A 24377-nucleotide genomic window follows, 5' to 3' on the forward strand; every position below is an offset into this window, starting at 1 on the left:
GATCGTCCCCGAAGGGCAAAACGCCGGCCTGCTGGGGTGTCGATTCTAAACAGCGGCCTTTTGCGCTCGCGCGTCGCGTGAACGATGCGGCGGCCTGGTCAGGATGCGCATGCTGCGGCGCAGCACATCCGCGGCACAATACGCGTTTTGCCCGCACGGGCCGCCCTTGCAGTAACCCGCGTCCCGCATGTCCGCTCCGGCTCCCCCCAAGCGCGAACTCTTCATCCAGGGCATCACCCGCAGCGGTCGGGCCTTTCGTCCCAGCGACTGGGCCGAGCGCCTGGCTGGCGCCTTGTCGAGCTTTCGCCCCGGTGGCGTGCAGCGCGGGCCCGCAGCGCACATCGGCTATTCGCCGTACTGCGTGCCACGCATCATCGACGGCGTGAAATGCGTGATCGTCAACGAGGCGCTGCGCGGCATCGAGCCGATGGCCTGGGACTTCGTGATGAACTTCGCCCGCGACAACGAGCTGCAGGTGATCGAGGCCTGCCTGCTGCCGGACGTGGCGCCATCACCCGGTCCACGCCCGGAATGACAAAGGCCCGCTTGCGCGGGCCTTGTCTGCTCATCCGGAAGTTGACTCAGGCAGCTGCTGCAGACAGCGCCTTGATCTTGGCGGCCAGGCGGCTCTTGTGGCGCGCGGCCTTGTTCTTGTGGAAGATGCCCTTGTCGGCGACCGAATCGATCACCGGCTGGGCGGCCTTGAAGAGGTCGGCCGGAGCGGCCTTGTCGCCACCGGCGAGGGCCTTGTCGAGGGCCTTCTGCACGTTCTTGATGACGGTGCGGAAGTGCGAACGCAGCGAAGTGTTCTGCGCGTTGAGCTTGACGTCCTGGCGGGCGCGCTTGCGGCCCGAAGCGAGGCGGACGGTTTTCTTTTTGGCTTTGGAGGAGGTTGCCATATTGCGTGTGGCCAAGTATTCGGCCCGGATGAGCAAAGACCGCGAGTATAGCATTGCGGCCCTCGGCGTCCATGCCAGCAGCCCCACGCGATGAACCTCTTCAAGGCCGCCTTCTCGATCTCCGCCTTCACGCTGCTGTCGCGCATCACCGGATTGGTGCGCGATGCGGTCAACGCGGCGCTGTTCGGCACCTCGGCGACGATGGATGCGTTCTGGATCGCCTTTCGCATCCCGAACCTGCTGCGGCGGCTGTTCGCCGAAGGGGCGTTCTCGCAGGCCTTCGTGCCGCTGCTGGCCGCCACCCGCGCCGAGCACGGCGATGCGCCCACCAAGGCCTTGATCGACGCCGTCGCGACGGTGATGGCCTGGGCGCTGCTGCTCACCTGCGCGCTCGGCATCGTCGCCGCGCCGGTGCTGGTCTGGCTGCTGGCTTCGGGCTTCGACCCCGCGACGACCGACGCCGCGGTGCTGATGACGCGCTGGATGTTCCCGTACATCGGCTGCATGTCGATGGTCGCGCTGGCCTCGGGGGTGCTGAACACCTGGCGGCGGTTCGCGGTGCCGGCCTTCACGCCGGTGCTGCTGAACCTGTCGATGATCGCCGCCGCGTGGTGGCTGGTACCGGTGTTCGAGCGGCGCGGCATCGAGCCGGTGTATGCGCTCGCCGCCGGCGTGATGATCGGCGGCGTGCTGCAGCTTGCGCTGCAGGTGCCGGCGCTCTTGCGCATCGCGGCGCTGCCGCGCATCGGCCTGAGCGGGTCGGGGCTGCGTGCCGCCTGGGCGCATCCGGGGGTCACCCAGATCCTCGGCAAGATGGGGCCGGCGGTGCTCGGCGTGTCGGTCGCGCAGCTGTCGCTGATGATCAACTCGCAGATCGCCTCCTGGCTCGGCGCCGGCGCGGTGTCGACGCTGGTGTACGCCGACCGGCTGATGGAGCTGCCCACCGCGCTGCTGGGCGTGGCGTTCGGCGTCGTGTTGACGCCCCAGCTGTCGTCGGCGCAGGCGAAGCAGGACTGGGACGGATATTCCGGCCTGCTCGACTGGGGCCTGCGCATGGTGCTGCTGCTGGCGCTGCCCTGCGCTGCGGCGCTGCTGGTCTTCGCCGAGCCGCTGGTCGCGACGCTGTTCCACCGCGGCGCCTTCGACGCGAAAGCAGTGCAACTGACGTCGTTCGCGGTGATGGGCTATGGCATCGGCCTGCTCGGGCTGGTTGGCGTCAAGATCGCCGCGCCGGGCTACTACGCGCGCCAGGACATGAAGACGCCGATGCGCATCGGCATCGCGGTGATGCTGCTGACGCAGGTTTTCAATGCGCTGCTCGTGCCGTGGCTCGGCGTCGCCGCGCTGGCGCTGTCGATCGGGCTGGCCGCCACCGTCAACGCCGGCTGGCTGCTGCACGGGCTGCATCGCCAGCGGCTGTGGCGCCCGACGGCCGGCTGGCTCGCTTTCGCGCTGCGCGTGCTGCTGGCCAGCACGCTGATGGGCGCCGGCCTGGCCGTCGCCGCCCGCCGCATCGACTGGGTCGCGCTCGGCGCGCACGAGCTGCAGCGCGCCGGCGCGATGGCGCTGGCCATCGGGATCGCAGTGCTCGTCTACTTCGCGGTGTTGACGCTCAGCGGCATGAAACTGCGCGAACTGCTGCGCCGGCGCGTCTAGACTCGGCCTGATGAAGCACCTGCCGCTGCAGGCGCCGACGGCGCTGGAGTATTTCGCCGCGCTGGTCGCCGAGGACGACGGCTTCGCGCTGCTGGAAGCGGCCATCGCCATCGCGCAGGACGAATACCCGCAGCTCGATCCGCAATCGGTGCTGGCCGAGATCGACGGGTTGGCCGCGCGGCTGAAGCGCCGGCTGGCCGCCGATGCGCCGCCGATGCAGCGGCTGCGCGCGCTGAACCACTTCTTCTTCGAGGAGCTGGGCTTCGCCGGCAACATCAACGACTACTACGACCGCCGCAACAGCTACCTCAACGATGTGCTGCAGACGCGGCGCGGCATCCCGATCACGCTGGCGCTGCTGTTCGCCGAGCTGGCCTCGCAGGTCGGCCTGACGGCCAAGGGCATCTCCTTTCCGGGGCACTTCCTCGTCAAGCTGCGCATGCCGCAGGGCGAGGTGGTGATCGACGCCTTCAGCGGCCGCTCGCTGTCGCGCGAGGACCTCGACGAGCGCCTCGCGCCGTACCGCAAGCGCCACGGCCTGGTCGGCGACTTCGACACGCCGCTGGGCCTGTTCCTGCAGGCGGCGGCGCCGCGCGACGTCGTCTCGCGCATGCTGCGCAACCTGAAGGAGATCCACCGCAGCAGCGCCGACTGGCCGCGGCTACTGGCAGTGCAGCAGCGCCTGGTGCTGCTGCTGCCCGGGGCGATCGACGAGCGGCGTGACCGCGGGCTGGCGTGGGCCGAGCTGGGCCGGGCCGACGGAGCCATCGAAGACCTCGAGGCCTATCTGCAGCAGCGCCCGGATGCCGACGACGCCGCCGAGCTGCGCGAGCAGCTGCTCGCGCTGCGCCGCGCCGGCCGGCCACGGCTCCATTGAGGCCGTCCGGGGGCGCCGCGGTCGGCTCTTACAATGCGAAATTACGCCCGAAACAGGGCGATCCGCCGCCGGTGAGCATCGGCGGCCTCCGATCACGATGAACCTCACCGCTGCCCAACGACAGACGCTGACCTGGCTCGCGCTCGCCGCCGGCGGCGCACTGCTGCTGTGGCTGCTGGCGCCGGTGCTGACGCCCTTCGTCGTCGGCGCGGTGCTGGCCTACGTGCTGCATCCGGCGGTGGAGAAGCTGGCCGCGCGCCGCGTGCCGCGCGTGGTGGCTGTGTTGCTGGTCGAGGTGCTGACGCTGCTGCTGGCACTCGCGCTGATGCTGCTGCTGGTGCCGGTGCTGCTCAAGGAGCTGCCGCTGCTGAAAGCACAGATTCCGCCGCTGCTCGACCGGCTCGACCAGACGCTGGCGCCCTGGCTCGCGCAGTTCGGCATCCAGGTCAACCTCGATGTCGCGAGCCTGAAGGCCTGGCTGGCGCGCGTGCTCGACGCCAACATGGAAGACTGGCTGTCGACCGCCTTGAGCTCGGCGCGGCTCGGCGGCAGTGTGCTGCTGTCGTTGATCGGCAATGCGGTGCTGGTGCCGGTGGTGCTGTTCTACCTGCTGCTCGACTGGCCGCGCCTGGTGCAGCAGGCGCAGCAGCTGGTGCCGCCGAGCATGCGCGCGACTGCACTCGGCTTCCTCGACGAATGCGACACGATGCTCGGCCAGTACCTGCGCGGGCAGCTGGTCGTGATGGGCGTGCTCGCGGTGTACTACTCGGCGGCGCTGGCGATTGCGCGTTTCGACCTCGCGCTGCCGCTGGGCGTCTTCACTGGGCTCGCGGTGGCGATTCCCTATGTCGGCTTCGGCCTCGGCCTGCTGCTGGCGCTGTTGGCCGCACTGCTGCAGTTCGGCAGCATCGCGGGTGTGCTGGCGGTGGCCGCGGTCTATGGCATCGGACAGCTGCTCGAGAGCTTCGTGCTGACGCCGCGCCTGGTCGGCGAGCGCATCGGGCTGTCGCCGCTGGCGGTGATCTTCGCGCTGATGGCGTTCGGCCAGCTGTTCGGCTTCGTCGGCGTGCTGGTCGCGCTGCCGGCCAGCGCGGTTGCCGCCGTCGCGCTGCGCCGCATGCGCGACACCTACCTCGCGAGCCGGCTGTACCAAGGTCAAGGCTGACGCCGGGCGCATGAAGCAGATTCCGCTGGCCCTCGTGCCGCCGCCGTCGGGGGGCTTCGAATCCCTGCTGCAAGGCCCGAATGCCGCCGCCGTTCAGCACCTGCGCTCGCTGGTGATGCCGGCGGCGCCGATCTACCTGTGGGGCGACAGCGGCACCGGCAAGACGCGGCTGCTGCGCGCGCTCGCCGCCGAGCGCCAGCGCGAGGGCGAGCGCATCGGCTGGTTCGATGCGCAGGATCCGCTGCCGTGGACGCTGGACGAAGGCTGGTCGCTGGTGGTGGTCGACGGTTGCGAGGCGCTCGATGCCGAGCGCCAGCAGGCGGCGTTCGCGCTCTTCGTCGAAGCGGGCAGCCATGGCGTGCAATGGGCCGCCGCCGGCCGCCTGCCGCCGATCGATCTGCCCTTGCGCGACGACCTGCGCACGCGCCTCGGCTGGGGCCACGTCTTCGCGCTGCAGGCGCTGGCCGAAGGCGAGACCCGCGCCGCGCTGCGCCGCGAGGCCGACCGCCGCGGCATCCTGCTGTCGGACGACGTGATGGACTACCTGCTGACGCGCTTCCAGCGCGACCTGAAGCACCTGATGCAGCTGCTCGACCGGCTCGACGAGTTCGCGCTCGCCGAGCACCGCGCCATCACCGTGCCGCTGTTGAAGAAGATGCTCGCGGAACAGGCATGAGACAGCCATGAAACTCGCGCTCTTCGACCTCGACGGCACCTTGATCGAGAAGGACTCCGACCACGCGTTCTGCGAGTTCCTGATCGCCCTCGGCTGGGTCAATGCGGACGAGTTCCACCGCCGCAACAATCAGTTCTTCAAGCAGTACCAGGCCGGCTGTCTGGACATCGACGCGTACATCGATTTCGCGACCGCGCCCTGGCGCTGGCGCCCGGCCGCCGAGCAGCAGGCGACGATGCAGCGCTTCATGGCCGAGGTGATGCAGCCGCAGCTGCTGCCCGCGGCGCACGCGCTGGTGCGCGCGCACCAGGATGCCGGCGACCGCGTGGCGATCGTCACTGCGACCAACGAATTCATCACCCGCCCGATCGCCGATGCCTTCGGCGTGCCCGAGCTGATCGCCGTCAAGCTGCAGCGTGATGCGCTGGGCGCGGTGACCGGCCGCATCGACGGCATCCCCTCCTTCCGCGAAGGCAAGATCGCCCGCGTCGATCACTGGCTGGCCGCACAAGGCGCCTGCTGGGCCGACTTCGAGCAGACGATCTTCTACAGCGATTCGACCAACGACCTGCCGCTGCTGGAACGCGCCAGCGAACCGGTGGCCACCAATCCCAGCCCGGCGCTCGAAGCGATCGCCCGCGAGCGCGGCTGGCGCATCCTGAGGCTCTTCGAATGATCAAGCGTCTGATCGACAAGTTGCTCGGCAAGCCGGCCAAGCCCGCCGTGCCACCCGCACCCCCGGTGCCGCGCATTCCGCTCGGCGAGCGCGTCGAAACGCCGGCCAGCGTGCACGGCATCGACCCCGCGCTGCTCGACGAGCGCGCGGTCAAGGTCGTGCACACCCTGAAGGAGGCCGGGCACGAGGCCTACGTCGTCGGCGGTGCGGTGCGCGACCTGCTGGTCGGCCGGCGGCCGAAGGACTTCGACGTCGCGACCAACGCGACGCCCGAGCAGGTCAAGGCGCTGTTCCGCCGGGCCTTCATCATCGGACGCCGCTTCCGACTCGTGCACGTGATCTTCGGGCGCGGGCGCGACCACGAGGTGATCGAGGTGTCGACCTTCCGCGCCTACCTCGATTCCAGCGAAGCGACGCAGGTCGAGGGCAACGAGCGCACGAGCAAGGCCGAGCTCGTCGGCTCGGCGCATGCGGTCGATGCATCGGGCCGCGTGCTGCGCGACAACGTCTGGGGCCCGCAGATCGAGGACGCGGCGCGCCGCGACTTCACGATCAACGCGATGTACTACGACCCCGAGACGCAGATCGTCGTCGACTACCACGGTGGCCTGGGCGACGTGAAGCAGCGCGCGCTGCGCCTGATCGGCGACCCCGCGACGCGTTACCGCGAGGACCCGGTGCGCATCATTCGCGCGGTGCGTTTCGCGGCCAAGCTGGGCTTCGCGCTCGAGCCGGGCACCGCCGCGCCCGTCAAGACGCTGGCGCCGCTGCTGGCCAACGTGCCGCTGTCGCGCATGTTCGACGAGATGGTCAAGTTGCTGCAGACCGGCCACGCGCTGGCCAGCGTCGCGTCGCTGAAGGAGCATGGCTTGAGCCGTGGCGTGTTCCCGGTGCTCGACGTCGTCTTCGACGATGCCCGCACGCCGCAGGAGCAGGCCTTCATCCGCCAGGCGCTGGCCGACACCGATCGCCGTGTCGGCGAGGGCAAGGCGGTGGCGCCGAGCTTCCTGCTGGCCTGCCTGCTGTGGCATGAAGTGCTGGCCGGCTGGAAGCAGCGCCGCAGTGCCGGCGAGCACCTGATTCCGGCGTTGCAGCAATCGATCGACGCCGCGTTCGACGCGCGCATCGGCGACATCTCCGGCCGCGGCAAGCTGGGCGCCGACATGCGCGAGATCTGGATGATGCAGCCGCGCTTTGAGCGCCGGCAGGCGAACACCGCGTTCGCGCTGATCGAGCAGCCGCGCTTCCGCGCCGGCTTCGACTTCCTGCGCCTGCGCGCCGATGTCGGCGAAGCGCCGGCCGAGCTCGCCGACTGGTGGGAAGACTTCTCGCTCGGCACCGACGAGGAGCGCGAAGCCTTGCTGGTCGCCGCGCGCGAGGCCAGCCGCGGCGCGCCGCGCCGCGTGCCAGCGCCCAAGCGCGCGGCGGATGCGGCGCCCGCGGGCGAGCAGGGCGCGGGCGACGACGCGGTGGCGGTCGAGACGACGCCCGAGGGCGGCGACGCGCCCGCCCGCAAGCGCCGGCGCCGGCGCCGCAAGCCGGGCGGCGCGGCCGGTGGCGAGGCCGCCGGGTCGAACGCTGCCGCGGAGTCGCCACCGGCCGGCGAATGAACGCACCGCCGCCGGTGCGCGCCTACGTCGGCATCGGTGCGAACCTGGGCGACGCACTCGCGACCGTGCGCTCGGCCTTCGAACGCCTGCGGCCGTTCGGCGCGATGCGCCGTTCATCGCTGTACCGCTCGGCGCCGGTCGACGCCGGCGGGCCGGACTTCTTCAATGCGGTGGCCGAGCTGCAGCCGGCGCTCGATGCGAGCGCACTGCTGGCCGCGCTGCAATCGATCGAAGCCGACTTCGGCCGCCAGCGACCCTACCGCAACGCACCCCGAACGCTGGACCTCGACCTGCTGTTGTACGGTGACCTGGCGCTGCAGACACCCACGCTGACGCTGCCGCATCCGCGCCTGCACCTGCGCGCCTTCGTGCTGCAGCCGCTGCTCGAGCTGCAACCGGCGCTCGCAGCGCCCGGCCTCGGGCCGCTGCACGCCCACCTCGCCGCCACGGCGGACCAGCCGATCGACCGCCTCGCCGACTGAGCGCCTCGCCGACTGAGCCGGGCGGGCGCGACCGCCCGCCTACAATCGCCGCCCGTGACGAATCGGTGACGATTCGATGACAGTGCGGCCCGTTCGCGGCCGCCCCCCTGGAGACCCCCGATGTTGTTCGGCAAGCTGCTGCCGCGCGAAGGCAATTTCTTCGAGTTGTTCAACGAGCACGGCAAGCACATTGCCGAAGGCGCACGCGCGTTCACGTCGATGGTCCAGTACTACAACGACCCCACGCTGCGCCAGAAGTATGCCGCCGACGTCGACGCCGCCGAGAAGCAGGCCGACCGCATCACCGCCGAAGTCAACCGGCTGTTGCACAAGACCTTCATCACGCCGCTCGACCGCGAACAGATCCGCGACCTGATCAACAAGATGGACGACATCCTCGACCTGCTGCAGGACTCGTCGGAGGTGATGTCGCTGTACGACCTGCAGACCGTCAGCGAGGACGTGCTGCGCCTGTCCGACATCTCTGCCAAGTGCTGCGAACGTGTGCAGCACGCGGTGAGCCTGCTGCCCAAGCTCAGCCAGCCGAGCGTGACCGAAGCGGCGCTGAAGACCTGCGAGGAGATCGATCGCCTCGAATCCGATGCCGACCGCGTGATGCGCTCGGCGATGAGCCGGCTCTTCCGCGACAACATCGACGTGCGCGAGCTGATCAAGCTGAAGGCCGTCTACGAGCACCTGGAGTCGATCTCCGACCGCTGCGAGGACGTCGCCAACATCATCGAGGGCATCGTCCTCGAGAACTCCTGATCCCGGTCGCCGGGTCCGCGCATGCAAACCCTCCAGATCGGCTTCTGGGTCGTGGCGATGCTCGTGCTGCTGGCACTGGCCTTCGACTTCATGAACGGCTTCCACGACGCGGCGAATTCGATCGCCACCGTCGTGTCCACCGGCGTGCTGAAGCCGCAGCAGGCGGTGCTGTTCGCCGCCTTCTTCAACGTCGTCGCGATCGCGGTGTTCCAGCTGAAGGTCGCGGCGACGATCGGCAAGGGCATCGTCGAGCCGGGGGTCGTCGACCACTACGTCGTCTTCGGAGCGCTGGTCGGTGCGATCACCTGGAACATCATCACCTGGTGGTACGGCATCCCGTCGAGCTCGTCGCATGCGCTGATCGGCGGCATCGTCGGCGCAGTGATCGCCAAGGCCGGCGCCGGCAAGCTGCTGGGCGCCGGCATCCTGAAGACGGTGGCCTTCATCTTCGTTTCGCCGCTGCTGGGCTTCCTGCTCGGCTCGCTGATGATGGTGCTGGTGGCCTGGGTCTGCCGGCGCACGTCGCCTTTGAAGGTCGACCGCTGGTTCCGGCGCCTGCAGCTGGTCTCGGCCGGTGCCTATTCGCTCGGCCACGGCGGCAATGACGCGCAGAAGACCATCGGCATCATCTGGCTGCTGCTGATCGCCGCCGGCATGCTCGGTGCCGAGGAGAAGCTCCCGCCGACCTGGGTCATCGTCACCTGCTACCTGGCCATCGGCCTGGGCACGATGTTCGGCGGCTGGCGCATCGTCAAGACCATGGGCCAGAAGATCACCAAGCTGAAACCCGTCGGCGGCTTCTGCGCCGAGACGGGCGGGGCGCTGACGCTGTTCATTGCCACCGGCCTGGGCATCCCGGTGTCGACGACGCACACCATCACCGGCGCGATCGTCGGCGTCGGCTCGGTGCGCAACGCGTCGGCGGTGCGCTGGGGCGTGGCCGGCAACATCGTCTGGGCCTGGATCTTCACGATCCCCGCGTCGGCCTTCGTCGCGGCGGTGGCCTACTGGGTCAGCTTGTCGCTGTTCTGATCGGCCGATCGATCGCGTTCTGCCTGCCACTCGAAGAACTTCTGGCCCCCGAAGGCGATCGTGCCCATCAGCACCGCGCCACCGAGCAGCAGCGCGGCAACCACGGCGATCACCGTGGCCCAGCCGCTCGGGCGCGCGGGCTGGCCGGGATTGAAACGCGCCTGCCACTGCTCGTCCGGCGTCAGTCCGATGACGATGGCCGCGAGCATCGCCTGGCTGATCATCAGTCCGAACACCGGGATCAGCAGCCACGCCAGCTGATCGTCCTGGCCCAGGTTGCGCATGCGCAGCACGCCGGCCAGGCCGAGCAGCGTCGGCCACGGATGCAGCCAGGCCCAGAGGTCGGCCTTGCCATGCAGGTAGAAGCGGTGCGCGCCCAGGCTGCCGGCGATCAGCGCGAGCCAGGTCGCGATGGTCTTCGAGCGGTAGCTCATTCGTCGTCGGCCGGCGCCGGCTCGGTCGTGGTGCACGGGCGGACAGGCAGCGAGGCTTGGGCAGAGGGCATCGGAAGGCGCCGCGGCACGGCATCTGGAGCTTCAATGCGGAAAGTTTATAATGCTCGGTTTTCGGCGCTGGCCGGTGGAGCACACCGGCGTATCTACGGTGCTGGAAGCTGTGTCGGGAATCGCCAAATTCATCGCGTTCCCGGCGACTCAGATCGGTTCGGCCTCGTCGTGTCTCCTGGGCTGTCCTGTCGCCAACGATTTTTCGGAAGATCAACATGGTCGTTATTCGACTTGCTCGTGGCGGCGCCAAGAAGCGCCCGTTCTACAACATCGTCGTCGCTGATTCGCGTGAGCGTCGCGACGGCCGCTTCATCGAGCGCGTGGGTTTCTACAACCCGATGGCTGCCGGCGGCGAGCAGCCGCTGCGCGTCGCGCTCGACCGCGTGACCTACTGGAAGGGTGTCGGCGCTCAGCTGTCGCCCACCGTCAAGCGCCTGGTGGTCGATGCCGCCAAGGCCCAGACCGCGCCCGCCGCGCCCGCGGCCTGAGTGTCGGTCAACCCGCGGCGCCGCTCGTGACGATGCCGGCCCCGGGTGCGGGTGACGAACCCGCGTTTCCCGACGACGCGATCGAGGTCGGTCGCATCGTCGGTGCCTTCGGCATCAAGGGCTGGATCCGCGTCCACCCCTTTTCCTCGGACCCGAAGGCGCTGTTCTCCTCCCGCCGCTGGTTTCTGCGCGCGCCCGAGGGCCCCGGCCCGAAGGCTGCCGCGCTGCCGTCGCTGCTGCGCATCACCCAGTCGAAAGAGCAGGGCGATGCGGTGGTCGCCGCGGCACAGGAGGTGCCCGACCGCAACGCGGCCGAGGCCCTGAAGGGCGCACGCATCTTCATCGGCCGCTCGAGCTTCCCGACCGCCGGCGACGGCGAGTACTACTGGATCGACCTGATCGGGCTGGCGGTGATCAATCGCCAGGGCGAACTGCTCGGCACCGTCAGCGACCTGCTCGACACCGGCGTGCACAGCGTGCTGCGCGTGCGCCGGCCGGAGGCCGCGCCGGGCGCAGCGCCCGACGAGAGCGAGCGGCTGATCCCCTTCGTTGGTGCCTACGTCGACGACGTGAACCTCGCCGAGCGCCGCATCACGGTCGACTGGGGCCTGGACTACTGAATCCGGGACCGCGCCGCCATGCGCTTCGACGTCATCACGCTGTTTCCCGAGCTGTTCGGCCCGCACCTGACGCAGGGCATCACGCGCCGTGCGTTCGAAACGGCGCAGGTCGACGTGCGGCTGTGGCCGCTGCGCGATTTCGCCGAAGACGCCTATCGCCGTGTCGACGACCGGCCTTACGGTGGTGGCCCCGGCATGGTGATGCTGGTCGAGCCGCTGGAGCGGGCGCTTGCGGCCGCACGCGCCGACCGCGGCGGCGCGGACGTGCCGGTCGTGCACTTCACGCCGACCGGCCTGCCGATCACGCAGGCGCGCATCGAGGCGCTGGGCGCCGGCGACGGCGCGGTGCTGCTGTGCGGCCGCTACGAGGGCATCGACCAGCGCTTCATCGACCGCCACGTCACGCTGGAACTGAGCCTCGGCGACTTCGTGCTGTCCGGCGGCGAGCTGCCGGCGCTGGCCTTGCTCGATGCCGTCGCGCGCTTGCAGCCCGGCGTGTTGAACACGCCGTCGCACGAGCAGGACAGTTTTTCGGATGGCCTGCTCGACTGCCCGCACTACAGCCGGCCCGAGCTGCTGCAGACGCCCGACGGTCCGGTCGCGGTGCCGCCGGTGCTGCTGTCGGGCCACCATGCCGAGATCGCACGCTGGCGCCGCGAACGCCAGCTCGAGCTGACGGCGCGCCGCCGGCCCGATCTGATCGAGGCGGCGCGCGCCGCCGGGCGGCTCTCCGCGCGGGACGAAGCGGTGCTGCGCGCGCTCGAATTCTGAGCAGGCTATAATCGCCGGCTTTTCGATCCTCTGCCGGGCCCTATTTCAGGAAGCGCCGCCATGATCGCTCCAGGAGAAACGCGTGGATCTGATCCGCACCCTCGAACAGGAAGAGATTGCTCGCCTGAACAAGAGCATCCCGACCTTCGCCCCCGGCGATACCGTGATCGTCAACGTCAACGTGGTCGAAGGCACCCGCAAGCGCGTGCAGGCCTATGAAGGCGTGGTGATCGCCAAGCGCAACCGGGGGCTGAATTCCAGCTTCATCGTGCGCAAGATTTCCAGCGGCGAAGGCGTCGAACGCACGTTCCAGCTCTACAGCCCGCTGATCGCATCGATCGACGTCAAGCGCCGCGGCGACGTCCGCCGCGCCAAGCTGTACTACCTGCGCCAGCGCTCGGGCAAGTCGGCGCGGATCAAGGAAAAGCTCGCCTGAGCGAAGCTCAGGCAGGCGCCGCCAGGCGCCCGTTGCGCGCAGCGCAACGAGGAGCGGACGCGCGAAGCGCAGAAGCTGGCCTTGCCAGGGCCTCCAGCGAAGCCGCCCCTCGGGGCGGCTTGTGCTTTGTGGCGCCGCTATTCTCCCAACGATGACTCCCGTCCCTCGCATCATCGACCCACACGCGATCCCGGTCGCCGGCATCGACGACCACCTGCCGCCGGTGGCCTCCGAATGGCTCGTGCCGCCGGCCTTGCGCCGGCGTTTCGAGGCGCCGCCGGTGTGGACGCCGGAGATCCCCGGCGACGGTCGCCACTTCGTCGAACGCGCGCCGCGCGCCGCTTCCGTGCTGGTGCCGCTGGTGATGCGCGACGATGGCCTGCACGTGCTGCTGACGCAGCGCACCGCGCACCTGCGCGACCATGCCGGCCAGATCAGTTTTCCCGGCGGCGCGGTCGAGGCGCACGATGAAGACGCCGTCGCCACTGCGTTGCGCGAGACCGAGGAGGAGATCGGCCTGGCGCGTTCGCACATCGAGGTCATCGGTTCGCTGCCGCACTACACCACGGTGACCAGCTACGTCGTCACGCCGGTGGTCGCACTGGTGCAGCCCGGCTTCTCGCTGGCGCTCGACAGCTTCGAGGTTGCCGAGGCGTTCGAGGTCCCGCTCGACTTCCTGATGACGCCCGCGAACCATCGCCGCCACCAGGTCGAGATCGCCGGCCAGCAGCGCCAGTTCCTGTCGATGCCGTGGCGGGGCTACTTCATCTGGGGCGCGACCGCAGCGATGCTGCGCAACTTCTACCGCTTCCTTTCTGCCTGACCGAAACGAGCCGCTGGTTATCATCCCCGCCGATGAGTTTCTTCGCGGTCCTGTTTGCCCTGGTGATCGAGCAGCTGAAACCGCTGCCGCGCGACAACTGGGTGCACCACACGCTGGTGTCCTGGGTCAGCTGGACCGGGCGCAACTTCGACGCCGGGCGCGAGCACCATGCCTGGGTCGTCTGGTGCGTCTCGGTGTTGACGCCGGGGCTGGCGTTGTCGGCGCTGTACCTGGGCCTGAGCCACTACAGCGCCGTGCTCGCGCTGGTGTTCGACGTGGTCGTGCTGTACCTGACGCTCGGCTTCCGCCAGTTCAGCCACTACTTCACCGACATCCGCGATGCGCTCGAACGCGGCGACGAGATCGAGGCGCGGCGGCTGCTCGCGCAATGGCGCCACCTCGATGCGAGCGAGCTGCCGCGCACCGAGCTGATGCGCCACGTGATCGAGCATGCGCTGCTCGCAGCCCACCGCCATGTGTTCGGCGTCTTCTTCTGGTTCGTGCTGCTGTCGACGCTCGGCCTGGGGCCGCTCGGCGCGGTGCTGTACCGCATGGCCGAGTTCGCGAGCCGCTACTGGACCTACCCGAGCAAGGCGCTCGGCGCGCCGGCGAACGAGCGGCTGATGAAGGTCTCGCAGCGCATGTTCGCGCTGATCGACCACATCCCGGCGCGCCTGACGGCGTTCGGCTTCGCGGTCGTCGGCAACTTCGAGGAAGCGATCAACAACTGGCGCCGCGATGCCGCGCTGTGGCGGCACGTCAACGAGGGCGTGATCCTCGCGGCGGCGGCCGGTGCGGTGGGCGTGCAGCTCGGCGGCGATGCGGCGCCGGGTGTCACACCGGAGCGCTCGCGCACCTTCGAGGCCGGGCCGACCGACACGCCCGGCGCCGAAGGCTCCACGGGCGGCGCACCGCCGCAGCTGGGGCACCTGCGCAGCGTCGTCGGGCTGGTCTGGCGCTCGGTCGTGCTGTGGATGCTGCTGGTCGCGCTGCTGACGCTGGCGAACCTGGTGGGCTGAGGCCGCGCTCAATACCGCGTCGCCGACAGCTCCTCGTGCAGCTCCTGGTAGATGCGGTAGCGCGACGGACTGATCTCGCCGCGCTCGAGTGCCTCGCGCACGCCGCAGCCGGGCTCGTGCAGGTGGCTGCAGTTGTAGAAGCGGCACGCGCCGGCGTGCTTGCGCAGGTCCGGCATGTGCTGCGTCAGCGCGGCGGCGTCGAGCTGCCGCAGGCCGAAGTTCTGGAAGCCGGGTGAATCGATCAGCGCGCTGGAGCGCGCCGGGTCGAGCCAGTACCAGGTGGTGGTGGTGGTCGTGTGGCGGCCGGTGTTCAGGGCCTGCGAGATCTCGCCGACCTGCGCCGCGGCGCTCGGCACCATGCGGTTGATCATCGTGCTCTTGCCCATGCCGCTGGGGCCCAGCACCAGCGTCGCCCGTCCGGCCAGCAGGGGGGTCAGCACGGCGATCGCTGCCGCGCCGTCGGCCTTCAGCGACACCTCGTGCACGGCCACGCCCATGGCGCGATAGGGCGCGAGGCGTTCGCGCGCCGCGCCGGCGCCGGGCAGATCGACCTTGTTCAGCACGATCACTGCCGGGATGCCGGCCGTGTCGGCGGCGATCAGCGCGCGCGTGAGCTGGGTCTCGGCATACATCGGCTCGACGGCCACCAGCACCATCAACTGGTCGAGGTTGGCGGCGAAGGACTTGCTGCGCACCTCGTCCTGGCGGAACAACAGGTTGCGGCGTTCGGCGATGCGCTCGATCACCCCTTCGTCGCCCGCGCGCTGCCATTCGACGCGATCGCCGACGACGCAATCGCTCTTCTTGCCGCGCGTGTGGCAGCGAGTGCGCACGCCGCCCTCGGCCTCGACCATGACATGCCGGCCATGGGCGCCGACCACCAGGCCCGTGGCCGCCGCGCCGCCGGTCATGCGCCCGTCTTCAGCAAGGCGTCGACCTTCGCCGCGCAGATGAAGTCGTTGATCGAGATGCCGTTGACCGAGTGGGTGTTGAAGCGCACCGTGCAGTGGCCGTAGCTGAGCGCGAGGTCCGGATGGTGGTCCTCGGCATTGGCGATCCACGCCAACGCATTGACGAAGCCCATCGTGCGGTGGAAATCGGGAAAGCCGTAGCGCTTCTCGATCGAGCCGTCGGCCAGGCGCCAGCCGTCGACCATCGCCAGGTGGCGGGTGATCTCCTCCGGCGTCATCGCCGGATGGCCTTCCAGCGGCTGGCAGTGGCGCTTCGTCAGGTCTGTGCTCATGGTGATCAATGGGGTTGCAGGCTCAAGGCCGCCAGCCGTTCGCCGGCCGGCGGATGCGAATAGTAGAAGCGCGCGTACAGCGGGTCCGGCGTCAGCGTCGACGCGTTGTCCTCGTGCAGCTTGATCAGGGCGCTGGCCAGGTCGTTGCCGCTGGCCTGCGCACAGGCGTAGGCATCGGCCTCGAACTCGTGGCGGCGCGACAGCCGCGCCATCCACGGGGCCGCGAAGAAGCCGAACACCGGCACCGCAATCATGAACAGCAGCAGCGCCAGCGCGTTGTTCGGCACCCCCAGGTTCGGCTGCACGCCCAGCCCGGTGTAGAAGGCCGGCTGGTTCGCCAGCCAGCCCAGCAGCGCGAGGCCGGCGCCGCTCGCCAGCAGCACCGCGCCGATGCGCTTGGCCACGTGCTTGTGCTTGAAGTGGCCGAGCTCGTGCGCCAGCACCGCCTCGACCTCGCCGGGCGACAGCTTGGCCAGCAGCGTGTCGAAGAACACGACGCGCTTGGCGGCGCCGAGACCGGTGAAGTAGGCGTTGCCGTGCGCCGAGCGGCGGCTGCCGTCCATCACGAACAAGCCCTTGGCCGCGAAGCCGCAGCGCTTCATCAGCGCCTGCACGCGGCCGATCAGCGACTCGTCTGTCAGCGGCTCGAACTTGTTGAACAGCGGCGCGATGACGGTCGGGTACAGCACCATCACCGCGAGGTTGAACGCGACCCAGGCGCCCCAGGCCCACAACCACCACCAGCGGCCGGCGGTCGCCATGATCCACAGGATCAGCGCGGCGATCGGCAGGCCGATCAGCGCGCTGACCACCAGGCCCTTGAGCACGTCGCTGGCGAACAGCGCCGGCGTGGTGCGGTTGAAGCCGAACTGCTGCTCGATGCGGAAGGTGCTCCACAGGTCGAACGGCAACTCGAGCAGGCCGCCGATCAGCGCGAAGCTGACCAGCAGCGCCAGTTGGTAGGCCATGTCGCCCCAGGCCGGTTGCACGGTCTGCAGCAGCCAGTGGTTCAGCAGCTGCAGCCCGCCGAGCAGGGTCCAGCCGAGCAGCACCGTGCTGCCGAAAGCGGTGGCCAGGATGCCGAAGCGGCCCTTGGCGAGCGTGTAGTCGGCGGCGCGTTGGTGCGCCTGCAGCGACACGCTGCGGCTGAACGCCGGCGGGACGGCGTGGCGGTGGGCGGCGACGTGGCGCATCTGCCGCGTTGCGAGCCACAGCTTGACGGCCATCGACAGCACCAGCGCGGCCGCGAACACGATCGTGAGCAGGTTCGAGGACATATGGGGCGGGAGTTTATTCGCCGCTGCGACGCCCCGGTGGTGGTGCGCCGGCTGCGACAATCCCGCCATGGACATGCCCGAACAAGCTCCCGCGCCCGCCACGGCCCTCGCCTCCAGCGAGCAGAACCTGGTCTGGATCGACCTCGAGATGACCGGCCTGTACCCGGCCACCGATCGCATCATCGAGATCGCCGTCGTCGTCACCGATCCACAACTGACGGTGCGCATCGAAGGCCCGGTGTTCGCGATCCACCAGAGCGACGAGACGCTCGACGCGATGGATGCCTGGAACAAGGGCACGCATGGGCGCAGCGGGCTGGTCGACCGCGTCAAGGCCTCGGTGGTCGACGAAGCGGTGGCCGAGGCGCAGGTGATCGCCTGGCTGAAGCAGTACGTGCCCGCCGGCAAGAGCCCGATGTGCGGCAACTCGATCTGCCAGGACCGGCGCTTTCTCGCCAACTACATGCCGGCGCTGGAAACCTTCTTCCACTACCGCAACCTCGACGTCAGCACGCTGAAGGAGCTGGCGCGGCGCTGGAAGCCCTCGGCGCTCGAGGGCTTCAAGAAGGCGCAGTCGCACACCGCGCTCGCCGACATCCACGAGTCGATCGACGAGCTCGTGCACTACCGCCAGCACCTGCTGGCGGTGTGAGCGTCAGGCTGCGGCGGCCGGCCGCGGCACGCGCGGCTGGCGCGTGCGCCGAACCGAGCGCCACGCACCGATCAGCGCACGGATCTCGTCGTCCGGCCGTGCCGGCAGCTTGCGGTACTCCGAGCAGTCGCTCTTGCGCGTCAGCAGGTGGTGATTGATCAGCTCGCGGCGCAGCGTCACGTGGTCGCCGAAGGCGTTGGCGGCCTTCAGGATCTCGTTGACTTCCCGCTCGGTGTAGACCCGCTGGCTGTCGAACAGCGTCCACAGCACCCACATCGCCAGCTTCTGCACGCTGAACTTGTTCGGCCAGCGAATCAGGCGGCCGCGCGAGTCGAACTGCATCAGCGCCTTGCGGGCGTTGTCGCTCAAGGGCAGCGGTGGTGGCTGGTCCTCTTCAGCCAGCGGCAGCGCAGGCAGCGTGCGCGAGGCCTGCATCGCCTGGAAGTTGCGATGCCCCAACGCGCGGGCGATCAGGTTCAGCACCTCGACGTGGCCCGGCGGCTCGGCGGCACCTTCGGCATGGCGGGTCTTCAGCGATTGGCCGAGCGCACGCGCGAATTGCGACGCATCGGGCACGATGAAAGAGAGCGGCAAACGGCTCATGGCAGTCCTTCCGCGTGACACCTTCGGGCCCGGCTTCGGGCGCTGGGGGTTGCCGTCTTCCAGCATCGGCGCACGCGTGAGTGACGCATGAGGCTGTGCTTGGGTCTCGATGATCGAGGGCAGGTTTAGCTCGCGAGGTTGTCGCGCGGCAACGCCTGGGTGAACTGCCGACCAGGGCGCGATTGTAGTGCGCCGGGTTGCGCTACGCTGCCCCGATGAACAACTGCAACGCAGCGCCGAACGTTCCGCAGATCCGGCTCTACCAGCAATGGCTCGAGCAGCAGCGCGGGTTGCGCTTCGACAGCTACGACGCGTTGTGGCGCTGGTCGGTGACCGAGCCGGATGCGTTCTGGCAATCGCTGTGGGACCACGACGGCTTTGAATCGCCGACGCCGCACGCGGCGGCGCTGGCCGATGCGCGCATGCCGGGCGCGGTCTGGTTTCCGGGCGCGCAGGTCAACTTCGCGCGCCGCATCTGGCGCCATGTCGCGGCCGCCGAAGCGGCCGGCCAGCCGGCGATCGTCGCCGACAACGAGCGCGGCGAGGCGCGCGAGCTCGGCTGGCGCGAGCTGCAGCGCCAGGTCGCCGCGCTGGCGCTGGCGCTGCGATCACAGGGCGTGCAGCGCGGCGATCGCGTCGCGGCCTACCTGCCGAACCGGCCGGAAACGGTGGTGGCGCTGCTGGCCTGCGCCAGCATCGGCGCGGTGTGGAGCATGTGTGCGCCGGACATGGGCACGCAGGCGGTGATCGACCGCTTCCGCCAGATCACGCCGAAGCTGCTGATCGCCGCCGATGGCGTGCACTACGCCGGCAAGGCGCTCGACCGCAGCGCGGTGGTCGCGGCGCTGCGTGCGGCGCTGCCGAGCGTGCAATCGCTGCTGCTGCTGCGCACGCCGCAGGCCGCGCAGCCACTGAGCGCCGAGCTGTCGCTCACCGATGTGCTGGCGCGCGACGATGCGCAGACGTCGGCATTCGAGCCCGAATGGCTGCCCTTCGACCATCCGCTGTGGATCGTCTACTCCAGCGGCACCACCGGCCTGCCGAAGGCGCTGGTGCATGGCCACGGCGGCGTGCTGATGATGATGGCCGCGGCGGTCAAGACCAACGACCAGGGGCCGAGCTACGGCGCCAACAACTTCGGCGAGCGCTTCCACTGGTACAGCTCGACCGGCTGGGTGATGTGGAACTGCCTGGTCGGCGGCCTGCAGCACGGCACGACGATCTGCCTCTACGACGGCAGCCCCAGCGGCTCGAAGGAGCAGCCCGACTGGGGCGTGCTGTGGCGCTTCGCGGCGAAGCACCGCATCACCTACTTCGGCGCCGGTGCGGCCTGGTTCGCCGGCTGCGTCAAGGCCGGGCTCGACCTGGCCGCCTGCGGCGAGCTGAGCCGCATCCGCGCGCTCGGCTCGACCGGCTCGCCGCTGGCCGAGGACGTGCAGCGCGCGCTGTCGGCGCAGTTCGCAGGCCTGGGCACGCCCGACATCTGGTGGAACAACATCTCCGGCGGCACCGACTTCTGCGCCGCGGTGATCGGCGGCCACCGTGAGCTGCCGCAGCAGCCCGGCCGCATGCAATGCCGCCAGCTCGGCTGCGCGGTCGAGGCCTGGAATCAGCGCGGCGAGCCGGTCACCGGCGAAGTCGGCGAGCTGGTGCTGACCCGGCCGCTGCCGTCGATGCCGCTGTATTTCTGGGGCGACGCTCAGAATGAGCGTTACCAGTCGAGTTATTTCGACGTCTTCCCCGGTGTCTGGCGCCATGGCGACTGGCTCGCGATCGGCGCCGACGGCAGCTGCGTGATCTACGGCCGCAGCGACGCGACGATCAACCGCCACGGCCTGCGCATGGGCACCAGCGAGATCTACGCGGCGGTCGAGGCGCTGCCCGAGGTGCTCGACTCGATGGTCATCGACCTCGAGGTGCTCGGCCGGCCGAGCTGGCTCGGCCTGTTCGTCGTGCTGCGCGAAGGCCACATCCTCGACGCCGCGCTGCGCGGCCGCATCGAGGGCGCGATCAAGGCCGCGCTGTCACCGCGCTTCGTGCCCGATGCGATCCTGCAGGCGCCGGAGATCCCGCGCACGCTGACCGGCAAGAAGCAGGAGGTGCCGATGAAGAAGCTCTTCCTCGGCCAGCCGCTCGACCAGGTGGTCAATCGCGACGCGATGGCCAACCCGCAATGCCTGGCCTGGTACGCGGCTCAGGCCTCGAGCAGCTCCACTTCGAACAGCAGCGTCGCGTTCGGCGGGATCACGCCGCCGGCGCCGCGCGCGCCGTAGCCCAGGTCGGCCGGGATCTGCAGCAGCCGCGTGCCGCCGACCTTCATGCCCTGCACGCCCTCGTCCCAGCCGCGGATCACCATGCCGGCGCCGAGATCGAATTCGAAGGGGTCGTTGCGGTCCTTGCTCGAATCGAACTTGGCGCCGCGGCCGTTCGGCTTGGCCGGATCGAGCAGCCAGCCGGTGTAGTGCACGCGCACGGTGGTGCCGGCGCGGGCTTCGGTGCCGGTGCCCGGCGTGGTGTCTTCGTACTGCAGGCCGGAAGCGGTGGTGATCATGGTCGTGCTGCGCCGTCGCGGCGCTGTATCGGTGGACGGGGGCCGCATCATGCCACCCAGCGCGCGCGCCAGGCCGGCACCGCGGCCGCCAGCCATTGCGAGACGTCACCGGCCTCGATCGGCGGCAGCCCGAGCGTGCTGGCCGCCGCCTGCAGCGCGCCGAGCGGATCGCTGGCATCGAAGGCGGAAGCGCCGTTCTGCTTCGACAGCTTGCGACCGTCGGCGCCGAGCACCAGCGGCGTGTGCAGGTAGCGCGGCACGTCGAGACCGAGCAGGCGCTGCAGGTGGATCTGGCGCGCGGTGTTGTCGGCCAGGTCCTCGCCGCGCACGACGTCGGTGATGCCCTGCCAGCCGTCGTCGACGATCACCGCGAGCTGGTAGGCCCACAAGCCGTCGGCGCGGTGGATCACGAAATCGCCGACCTCGCGTGCGACGTTCTGATGCTGCTTGCCCAGGCGCCGGTCGGTCCAGCTGATCACGGCCTCGGTGCCGCCGCAGACCGTCAGCACGCGCGTGGCGCGCGGCTGCTTGCCGTCCAGGCCGCCGCGGCAGGTGCCGGGGTAGACGCGCTCCTCGAAGCGCTCGTGCAGGATGCCCAGCTGCACCATCGCTTCCTCGATCGCCCGCCGCGTGCAGCCGCAGGCGTAGGTCACGCCGAGCTTGCCCAGGTGTTCGAGCGCCTCGCGGTAGGCCGCACCACGGCTCGACTGGTAGATCGGCGCTTCGTCGGGCAACAGGCCGCAGATCGCCAGCTGGCCGAGGATCACCTCATCGGCCCCGGGCACGCAGCGCGGCGTGTCGACGTCCTCGATGCGCAGCAGCCAGCGGCCGCCGTGGGCCCGCGCATCGAGCCAGCTGGCCAGCGCCGCGACCAGCGAGCCCGGATGCAGCGGGCCGGTCGGCGAGGGCGCGAAGCGTCCGACGTAGGGCCTGGCCATGGGCGGTGGGCGCCTTCAGTCGACCGAAGGCTGGCCTTGATGGCGCTCGAGCAGTGCACGGCGTGTCGCCGGGCTCTTCAGCTGCTCGAGGAACCATTGCAGCGCGAGGCCCTGTGGGGCCTGGCGCGGCTGCGGCGTCGCGCTGCTGCGCCAGGCATAGCCCAGCCGCACCGGCGCATTGATGCGGCCGACCGGCCGGACCACCAGCCGGCCGGCGCGGATGTGCTCGCGCGCCAGCGGCTCGGGCACGAAGCCGCAGCCCAGGCAGCGCAGCAGCGCATCGATCTTGGCCTGCATCGAGGCGACAGTGAGCACGTCCTGCCCGGGCAGCAGGTTGACCGTGCGCGGCGACATCCGTTGCGCCGAATCGGCGACCGCCACCGCGCGGTGCGGCAGCAGCTGGTCGTCGCTGATCGGGTCGGTCGAAGCGGCCAGCGCATGGTGCGGCGCGACGCAGAAGACGAAGGGAATCTCGCCGAGCGGCTGCTGTTCGATGCCGGCGTGCGGCGGCAGGTCGCGGCCGACGCCGATCGCCAGGTCGGCCTGGCCGCTGATCAGTGCTTCCCACAGCCCGGCCATCACCTCGGTGCGCAGCCGCAGCCGCGTGCCGGGCGAGCCCTGGCCGTCGGGGCGCAGCGCGTAGAAGGCCTCGACCAGCTCGAGCAGCGTCTGGCGCGAGACCACGCCGTCGACCGCGATCGTCAACTCCGATTCCCAACCGGTCGAGACGCGCTTGACGCGGTTGGCCACGGCGTCCATCTCGGCCAGCAGGCGGCGGCCTTCGCTGAGCAGCTCCTGCCCGGCCGCGGTCAACCGGGCCTGGCGCGAGCGGCGGTCGAACAGCAGCACGTCGAGCGCGTCCTCGAGCTGCCGTACGCTGTAGGTCAGCGCCGAGGGCACGCGCCCCAGCTCGCGCGCCGCTGCCGCGAAGCTGCCGCTGCGCGCGATGGTGTCCATCATCTGCAGGGCATCGGGCGTCAGGGCATTGCGGCGCGGCTGGGTCATCGGCGAGTGACGAGGCGGGGTGCTTCATCTTATTTGAACGCCCGTTTCAAGCGTCCAGGCGCCGGCGTGGCTCTCGCGGTGGGACCATGACCGCCAACGAAAGGACTTCACGATGATCACGCTGCGCCGTTCCGAGGACCGCGGCCATGCCGACCACGGCTGGCTCAACAGCTTTCACAGCTTCTCGTTCGCCGACTACCACGACCCCGCGCACATGGGCTTCGGCAATCTGCGCGTGATCAACGAGGACCGGATCGCGCCGGGCACCGGCTTCGGCACCCATGCGCACCGCGACATGGAGATCGTCAGCTACGTGCTCGAAGGCGCCCTCGCGCACAAGGACAGCCTCGGCAACGGCGCGGCCATCGTGCCTGGCGAAGTGCAGCGCATGAGCGCCGGCACCGGCGTGCGCCACAGCGAGTTCAACCACGCGCAGGACGCGACGACGCACTTCCTGCAGATCTGGCTGCTGCCGCACACGGCCGGCATCGCCCCCGGCTACGAGCAGAAGGCCTTCAGCGCGGCCGACAAGCGCGGGCAGCTGCGCCTGGTCGCGTCGCCCGACGGCCGCGAGGGTTCGGTGACGGTGCATGCCGACGCCTCCATCCGCGCCGGCCTGTTCGATGGCGCCGAGCGCGCCGCGCTGGCGCTCGATCCGTCGCGGCTGGCCTATGCCTACGTCGCCCGCGGCAGCGTCGAGCTGAACGGCCAGCGGCTGCACACCGGCGATGCGGCGGCGCTGCGCGGCGAATCGACGCTCGAGCTGGCGAACGGGCAGGGCGCGGAGGTGCTGGTGTTCGACCTGGCACCCTGACGCGAAGGCAGGGATCGTCGCGGCGGCCGCCGCGACAATCCCCGCATGGACATCCTGCTGAAACCCTTCACGCTGCTGCCCGCGCTCGACTGGGTGGCGATGCTGCTGTTCTTCGGCAGCTGGGTCGCCTATGCGCTGTTCGCGAAGCGCCGTGCCGCGGTGCAGCCGACGGTGCTGGCGACGACCAACCGCTGGCGCTGGCACTGGATGCTGCAGGCCACCAAGCGCGAGAACCGCATCGTCGATTCGGCAGTGCTGCAGAGCCTGTCGGCGAGCCCGCAGTTCTTCGCGTCGACGACGATCCTGATCATCGGTGGCCTGCTCGCCGTGCTCGGCACCACCGACAAGGCCAGCGAGCTGGTGCGCGAGATCCCGTTCGCCGCGCGCACCTCCGTGCTGGTCTTCGACCTGAAGCTGGTGCTGCTGACCGGCATCTTCGTGCACGCCTTCTTCCGCTTCACCTGGAGCCTGCGGCAGTACAGCTTCGGCGCGATCCTCGTCGCCGCGATTCCCGACACCAAGCAGATTGCCACCGACGAGGAACGCGTCGCCTTCGCCGATCGCGCAGGCCGCGTGATGGGGCTGGCCGCCGAGACCTTCAACGACGGGCTGCGCGCGTACTACCTCTCCTTCGCCGTGGTCGGCTGGTTCTTCTCGCCCTGGGCCTTCATCCTCGGCACGCTGGGGGTGCTGGCGGTGCTCTACCGGCGCGAATTCCAGTCCGAGGTGCTGGGCGCGCTGCGCCAGGGGCTGACGTGAAGGCGGCGACGTGACGCTGCTTACAGCTCGT

Annotated in this window: 29 protein-coding genes; 20 read left to right on the plus strand and 9 right to left on the minus strand. The window is 69.8% G+C overall.

Features of this window, described 5'->3' with window-relative positions; translation table 11 throughout:
• Positions 1–187 precede the first annotated feature (187 nt).
• Positions 188–535: a DUF3579 domain-containing protein gene (locus tag HLB44_RS12915; RefSeq protein ID WP_173123041.1), complete on the plus strand. Its 348-nt coding sequence runs from the start codon at positions 188–190 to the stop codon at positions 533–535.
• A 46-nt stretch (positions 536–581) separates the two neighbouring features.
• On the opposite strand, the gene rpsT is transcribed toward HLB44_RS12915, so the two are convergent.
• The gene (gene rpsT / locus HLB44_RS12920; RefSeq protein ID WP_173124221.1) at positions 582–899 is read right to left on the minus strand and encodes a 30S ribosomal protein S20; all 318 of its coding nucleotides are present in this window, start codon (positions 897–899) and stop codon (positions 582–584) included.
• A gap of 90 nt (positions 900–989) precedes the next feature.
• On the opposite strand from rpsT, the gene murJ reads away from it, so the two are divergent.
• The 9 genes from murJ to HLB44_RS12965 all read left to right on the plus strand — a co-directional run bounded on the left by murJ (position 990) and on the right by HLB44_RS12965 (position 9841).
• Entirely contained in the window at positions 990–2555 is a 1566-nt protein-coding gene (gene murJ, locus HLB44_RS12925) for a murein biosynthesis integral membrane protein MurJ (RefSeq protein ID WP_173123043.1), read from the plus strand.
• A gap of 10 nt (positions 2556–2565) precedes the next feature.
• Entirely contained in the window at positions 2566–3432 is an 867-nt protein-coding gene (locus tag HLB44_RS12930) for a SirB1 family protein (RefSeq protein ID WP_173123045.1), read from the plus strand.
• 97 nt (positions 3433–3529) lie between these two features.
• A complete protein-coding gene (locus tag HLB44_RS12935; RefSeq protein ID WP_173123047.1) occupies positions 3530–4597 on the plus strand; it encodes an AI-2E family transporter in 1068 nt (355 codons plus the stop codon).
• 10 nt (positions 4598–4607) lie between these two features.
• Entirely contained in the window at positions 4608–5273 is a 666-nt protein-coding gene (hda, locus tag HLB44_RS12940) for a DnaA regulatory inactivator Hda (protein ID WP_173123049.1), read from the plus strand.
• A 7-nt stretch (positions 5274–5280) separates the two neighbouring features.
• The gene (locus HLB44_RS12945; protein WP_173123052.1) at positions 5281–5949 is read left to right on the plus strand and encodes a histidinol-phosphatase; all 669 of its coding nucleotides are present in this window, start codon (positions 5281–5283) and stop codon (positions 5947–5949) included.
• Positions 5946–7559: a polynucleotide adenylyltransferase PcnB gene (gene pcnB / locus HLB44_RS12950; RefSeq protein WP_173123054.1), complete on the plus strand. Its 1614-nt coding sequence runs from the start codon at positions 5946–5948 to the stop codon at positions 7557–7559. The genes HLB44_RS12945 and pcnB overlap by 4 nt, the downstream gene beginning before the upstream one ends.
• Complete coding sequence (folK, locus tag HLB44_RS12955) at positions 7556–8041, plus strand: 2-amino-4-hydroxy-6-hydroxymethyldihydropteridine diphosphokinase (protein WP_173123056.1); 486 nt, start codon at positions 7556–7558, stop codon at positions 8039–8041. Before pcnB ends, folK begins: the two co-directional genes overlap by 4 nt.
• A 120-nt stretch (positions 8042–8161) precedes the next feature.
• Positions 8162–8809, plus strand: a complete 648-nt coding sequence (locus HLB44_RS12960; RefSeq protein ID WP_173123058.1) for a DUF47 domain-containing protein — start codon at positions 8162–8164, stop codon at positions 8807–8809.
• Between the two features lie 21 nt (positions 8810–8830).
• Positions 8831–9841 (plus strand): inorganic phosphate transporter, encoded by a 1011-nt coding sequence (locus HLB44_RS12965; RefSeq protein WP_173123060.1) that lies wholly within the window; start codon positions 8831–8833, stop codon positions 9839–9841.
• Here HLB44_RS12965 and HLB44_RS12970 read toward each other — a convergent pair.
• A complete protein-coding gene (locus HLB44_RS12970) occupies positions 9814–10275 on the minus strand; it encodes a TM2 domain-containing protein (RefSeq protein WP_173123062.1) in 462 nt (153 codons plus the stop codon). The genes HLB44_RS12965 and HLB44_RS12970 overlap by 28 nt on opposite strands.
• Positions 10276–10562: 287 nt before the next feature.
• On the opposite strand from HLB44_RS12970, the gene rpsP reads away from it, so the two are divergent.
• The 6 genes from rpsP (at position 10563) to HLB44_RS13000 (ending at position 14504) form a co-directional block, all read left to right on the plus strand.
• Entirely contained in the window at positions 10563–10835 is a 273-nt protein-coding gene (gene rpsP / locus HLB44_RS12975; protein ID WP_173123064.1) for a 30S ribosomal protein S16, read from the plus strand.
• 32 nt (positions 10836–10867) lie between these two features.
• On the plus strand, positions 10868–11455 hold the full coding sequence (gene rimM, locus HLB44_RS12980) for a ribosome maturation factor RimM (RefSeq protein WP_173124223.1): 588 nt from the start codon (positions 10868–10870) through the stop codon (positions 11453–11455).
• An 18-nt stretch (positions 11456–11473) separates the two neighbouring features.
• A complete protein-coding gene (trmD, locus tag HLB44_RS12985; protein ID WP_173123066.1) occupies positions 11474–12226 on the plus strand; it encodes a tRNA (guanosine(37)-N1)-methyltransferase TrmD in 753 nt (250 codons plus the stop codon).
• 82 nt (positions 12227–12308) lie between these two features.
• The gene (gene rplS, locus HLB44_RS12990; RefSeq protein ID WP_173123068.1) at positions 12309–12662 is read left to right on the plus strand and encodes a 50S ribosomal protein L19; all 354 of its coding nucleotides are present in this window, start codon (positions 12309–12311) and stop codon (positions 12660–12662) included.
• 151 nt (positions 12663–12813) lie between these two features.
• Positions 12814–13485, plus strand: a complete 672-nt coding sequence (locus tag HLB44_RS12995) for a CoA pyrophosphatase (RefSeq protein ID WP_173123070.1) — start codon at positions 12814–12816, stop codon at positions 13483–13485.
• 32 nt (positions 13486–13517) lie between these two features.
• Positions 13518–14504 (plus strand): CobD/CbiB family protein, encoded by a 987-nt coding sequence (locus HLB44_RS13000; RefSeq protein ID WP_173123072.1) that lies wholly within the window; start codon positions 13518–13520, stop codon positions 14502–14504.
• Between the two features lie 8 nt (positions 14505–14512).
• Here the strand turns inward: HLB44_RS13000 and rsgA are convergent, their stop codons facing one another.
• Genes rsgA through HLB44_RS13015 form a run of 3 tightly spaced genes read right to left on the minus strand, consistent with a single transcriptional unit; the run spans position 14513 to position 17024 of the window.
• The gene (gene rsgA, locus HLB44_RS13005; RefSeq protein ID WP_173123074.1) at positions 14513–15415 is read right to left on the minus strand and encodes a ribosome small subunit-dependent GTPase A; all 903 of its coding nucleotides are present in this window, start codon (positions 15413–15415) and stop codon (positions 14513–14515) included.
• On the minus strand, positions 15412–15747 hold the full coding sequence (locus HLB44_RS13010; RefSeq protein WP_173123076.1) for a 4a-hydroxytetrahydrobiopterin dehydratase: 336 nt from the start codon (positions 15745–15747) through the stop codon (positions 15412–15414). Before HLB44_RS13010 ends, rsgA begins: the two co-directional genes overlap by 4 nt.
• Positions 15748–15752: 5 nt before the next feature.
• Positions 15753–17024 carry a M48 family metallopeptidase gene (locus HLB44_RS13015; protein ID WP_173123078.1) on the minus strand — a complete coding sequence of 424 codons (1272 nt, stop codon included), beginning with the start codon at positions 17022–17024 and terminating at the stop codon, positions 15753–15755.
• 67 nt (positions 17025–17091) lie between these two features.
• On the opposite strand from HLB44_RS13015, the gene orn reads away from it, so the two are divergent.
• A complete protein-coding gene (gene orn, locus HLB44_RS13020) occupies positions 17092–17676 on the plus strand; it encodes an oligoribonuclease (RefSeq protein ID WP_425500805.1) in 585 nt (194 codons plus the stop codon).
• Between the two features lie 3 nt (positions 17677–17679).
• On the opposite strand, the gene HLB44_RS13025 is transcribed toward orn, so the two are convergent.
• The gene (locus HLB44_RS13025; RefSeq protein WP_173123080.1) at positions 17680–18279 is read right to left on the minus strand and encodes a DUF2087 domain-containing protein; all 600 of its coding nucleotides are present in this window, start codon (positions 18277–18279) and stop codon (positions 17680–17682) included.
• A gap of 215 nt (positions 18280–18494) precedes the next feature.
• Here HLB44_RS13025 and HLB44_RS13030 point away from each other — a divergent pair, with 215 nt between their 5' ends.
• Positions 18495–20552, plus strand: a complete 2058-nt coding sequence (locus HLB44_RS13030; RefSeq protein WP_173123082.1) for an acetoacetate--CoA ligase — start codon at positions 18495–18497, stop codon at positions 20550–20552.
• On the opposite strand, the gene HLB44_RS13035 is transcribed toward HLB44_RS13030, so the two are convergent.
• From HLB44_RS13035 to HLB44_RS13045, 3 genes are read right to left on the minus strand one after another with little or no spacing between them, the layout of a single operon-like run.
• Positions 20474–20830, minus strand: coding sequence for an FKBP-type peptidyl-prolyl cis-trans isomerase (locus HLB44_RS13035; RefSeq protein WP_173123084.1), 357 nt, complete (start codon positions 20828–20830; stop codon positions 20474–20476). The genes HLB44_RS13030 and HLB44_RS13035 overlap by 79 nt on opposite strands.
• A gap of 47 nt (positions 20831–20877) precedes the next feature.
• On the minus strand, positions 20878–21768 hold the full coding sequence (gene gluQRS / locus HLB44_RS13040; protein WP_173123086.1) for a tRNA glutamyl-Q(34) synthetase GluQRS: 891 nt from the start codon (positions 21766–21768) through the stop codon (positions 20878–20880).
• 15 nt (positions 21769–21783) lie between these two features.
• Positions 21784–22773, minus strand: coding sequence for a LysR substrate-binding domain-containing protein (locus tag HLB44_RS13045; RefSeq protein ID WP_173123088.1), 990 nt, complete (start codon positions 22771–22773; stop codon positions 21784–21786).
• A gap of 112 nt (positions 22774–22885) precedes the next feature.
• Between HLB44_RS13045 and HLB44_RS13050 the strand changes: the two genes are divergently transcribed.
• Positions 22886–23587 (plus strand): pirin family protein, encoded by a 702-nt coding sequence (locus HLB44_RS13050; RefSeq protein ID WP_173123090.1) that lies wholly within the window; start codon positions 22886–22888, stop codon positions 23585–23587.
• Positions 23588–23632: 45 nt separating this feature from the next.
• A complete protein-coding gene (locus HLB44_RS13055) occupies positions 23633–24346 on the plus strand; it encodes a DUF599 domain-containing protein (protein ID WP_173123092.1) in 714 nt (237 codons plus the stop codon).
• Positions 24347–24377 lie beyond the last annotated feature (31 nt).

Source organism: Pseudaquabacterium terrae, assembly GCF_013266755.1.
Taxonomy (GTDB): Bacteria; Pseudomonadota; Gammaproteobacteria; order Burkholderiales; family Burkholderiaceae_C; genus Pseudaquabacterium; species Pseudaquabacterium terrae.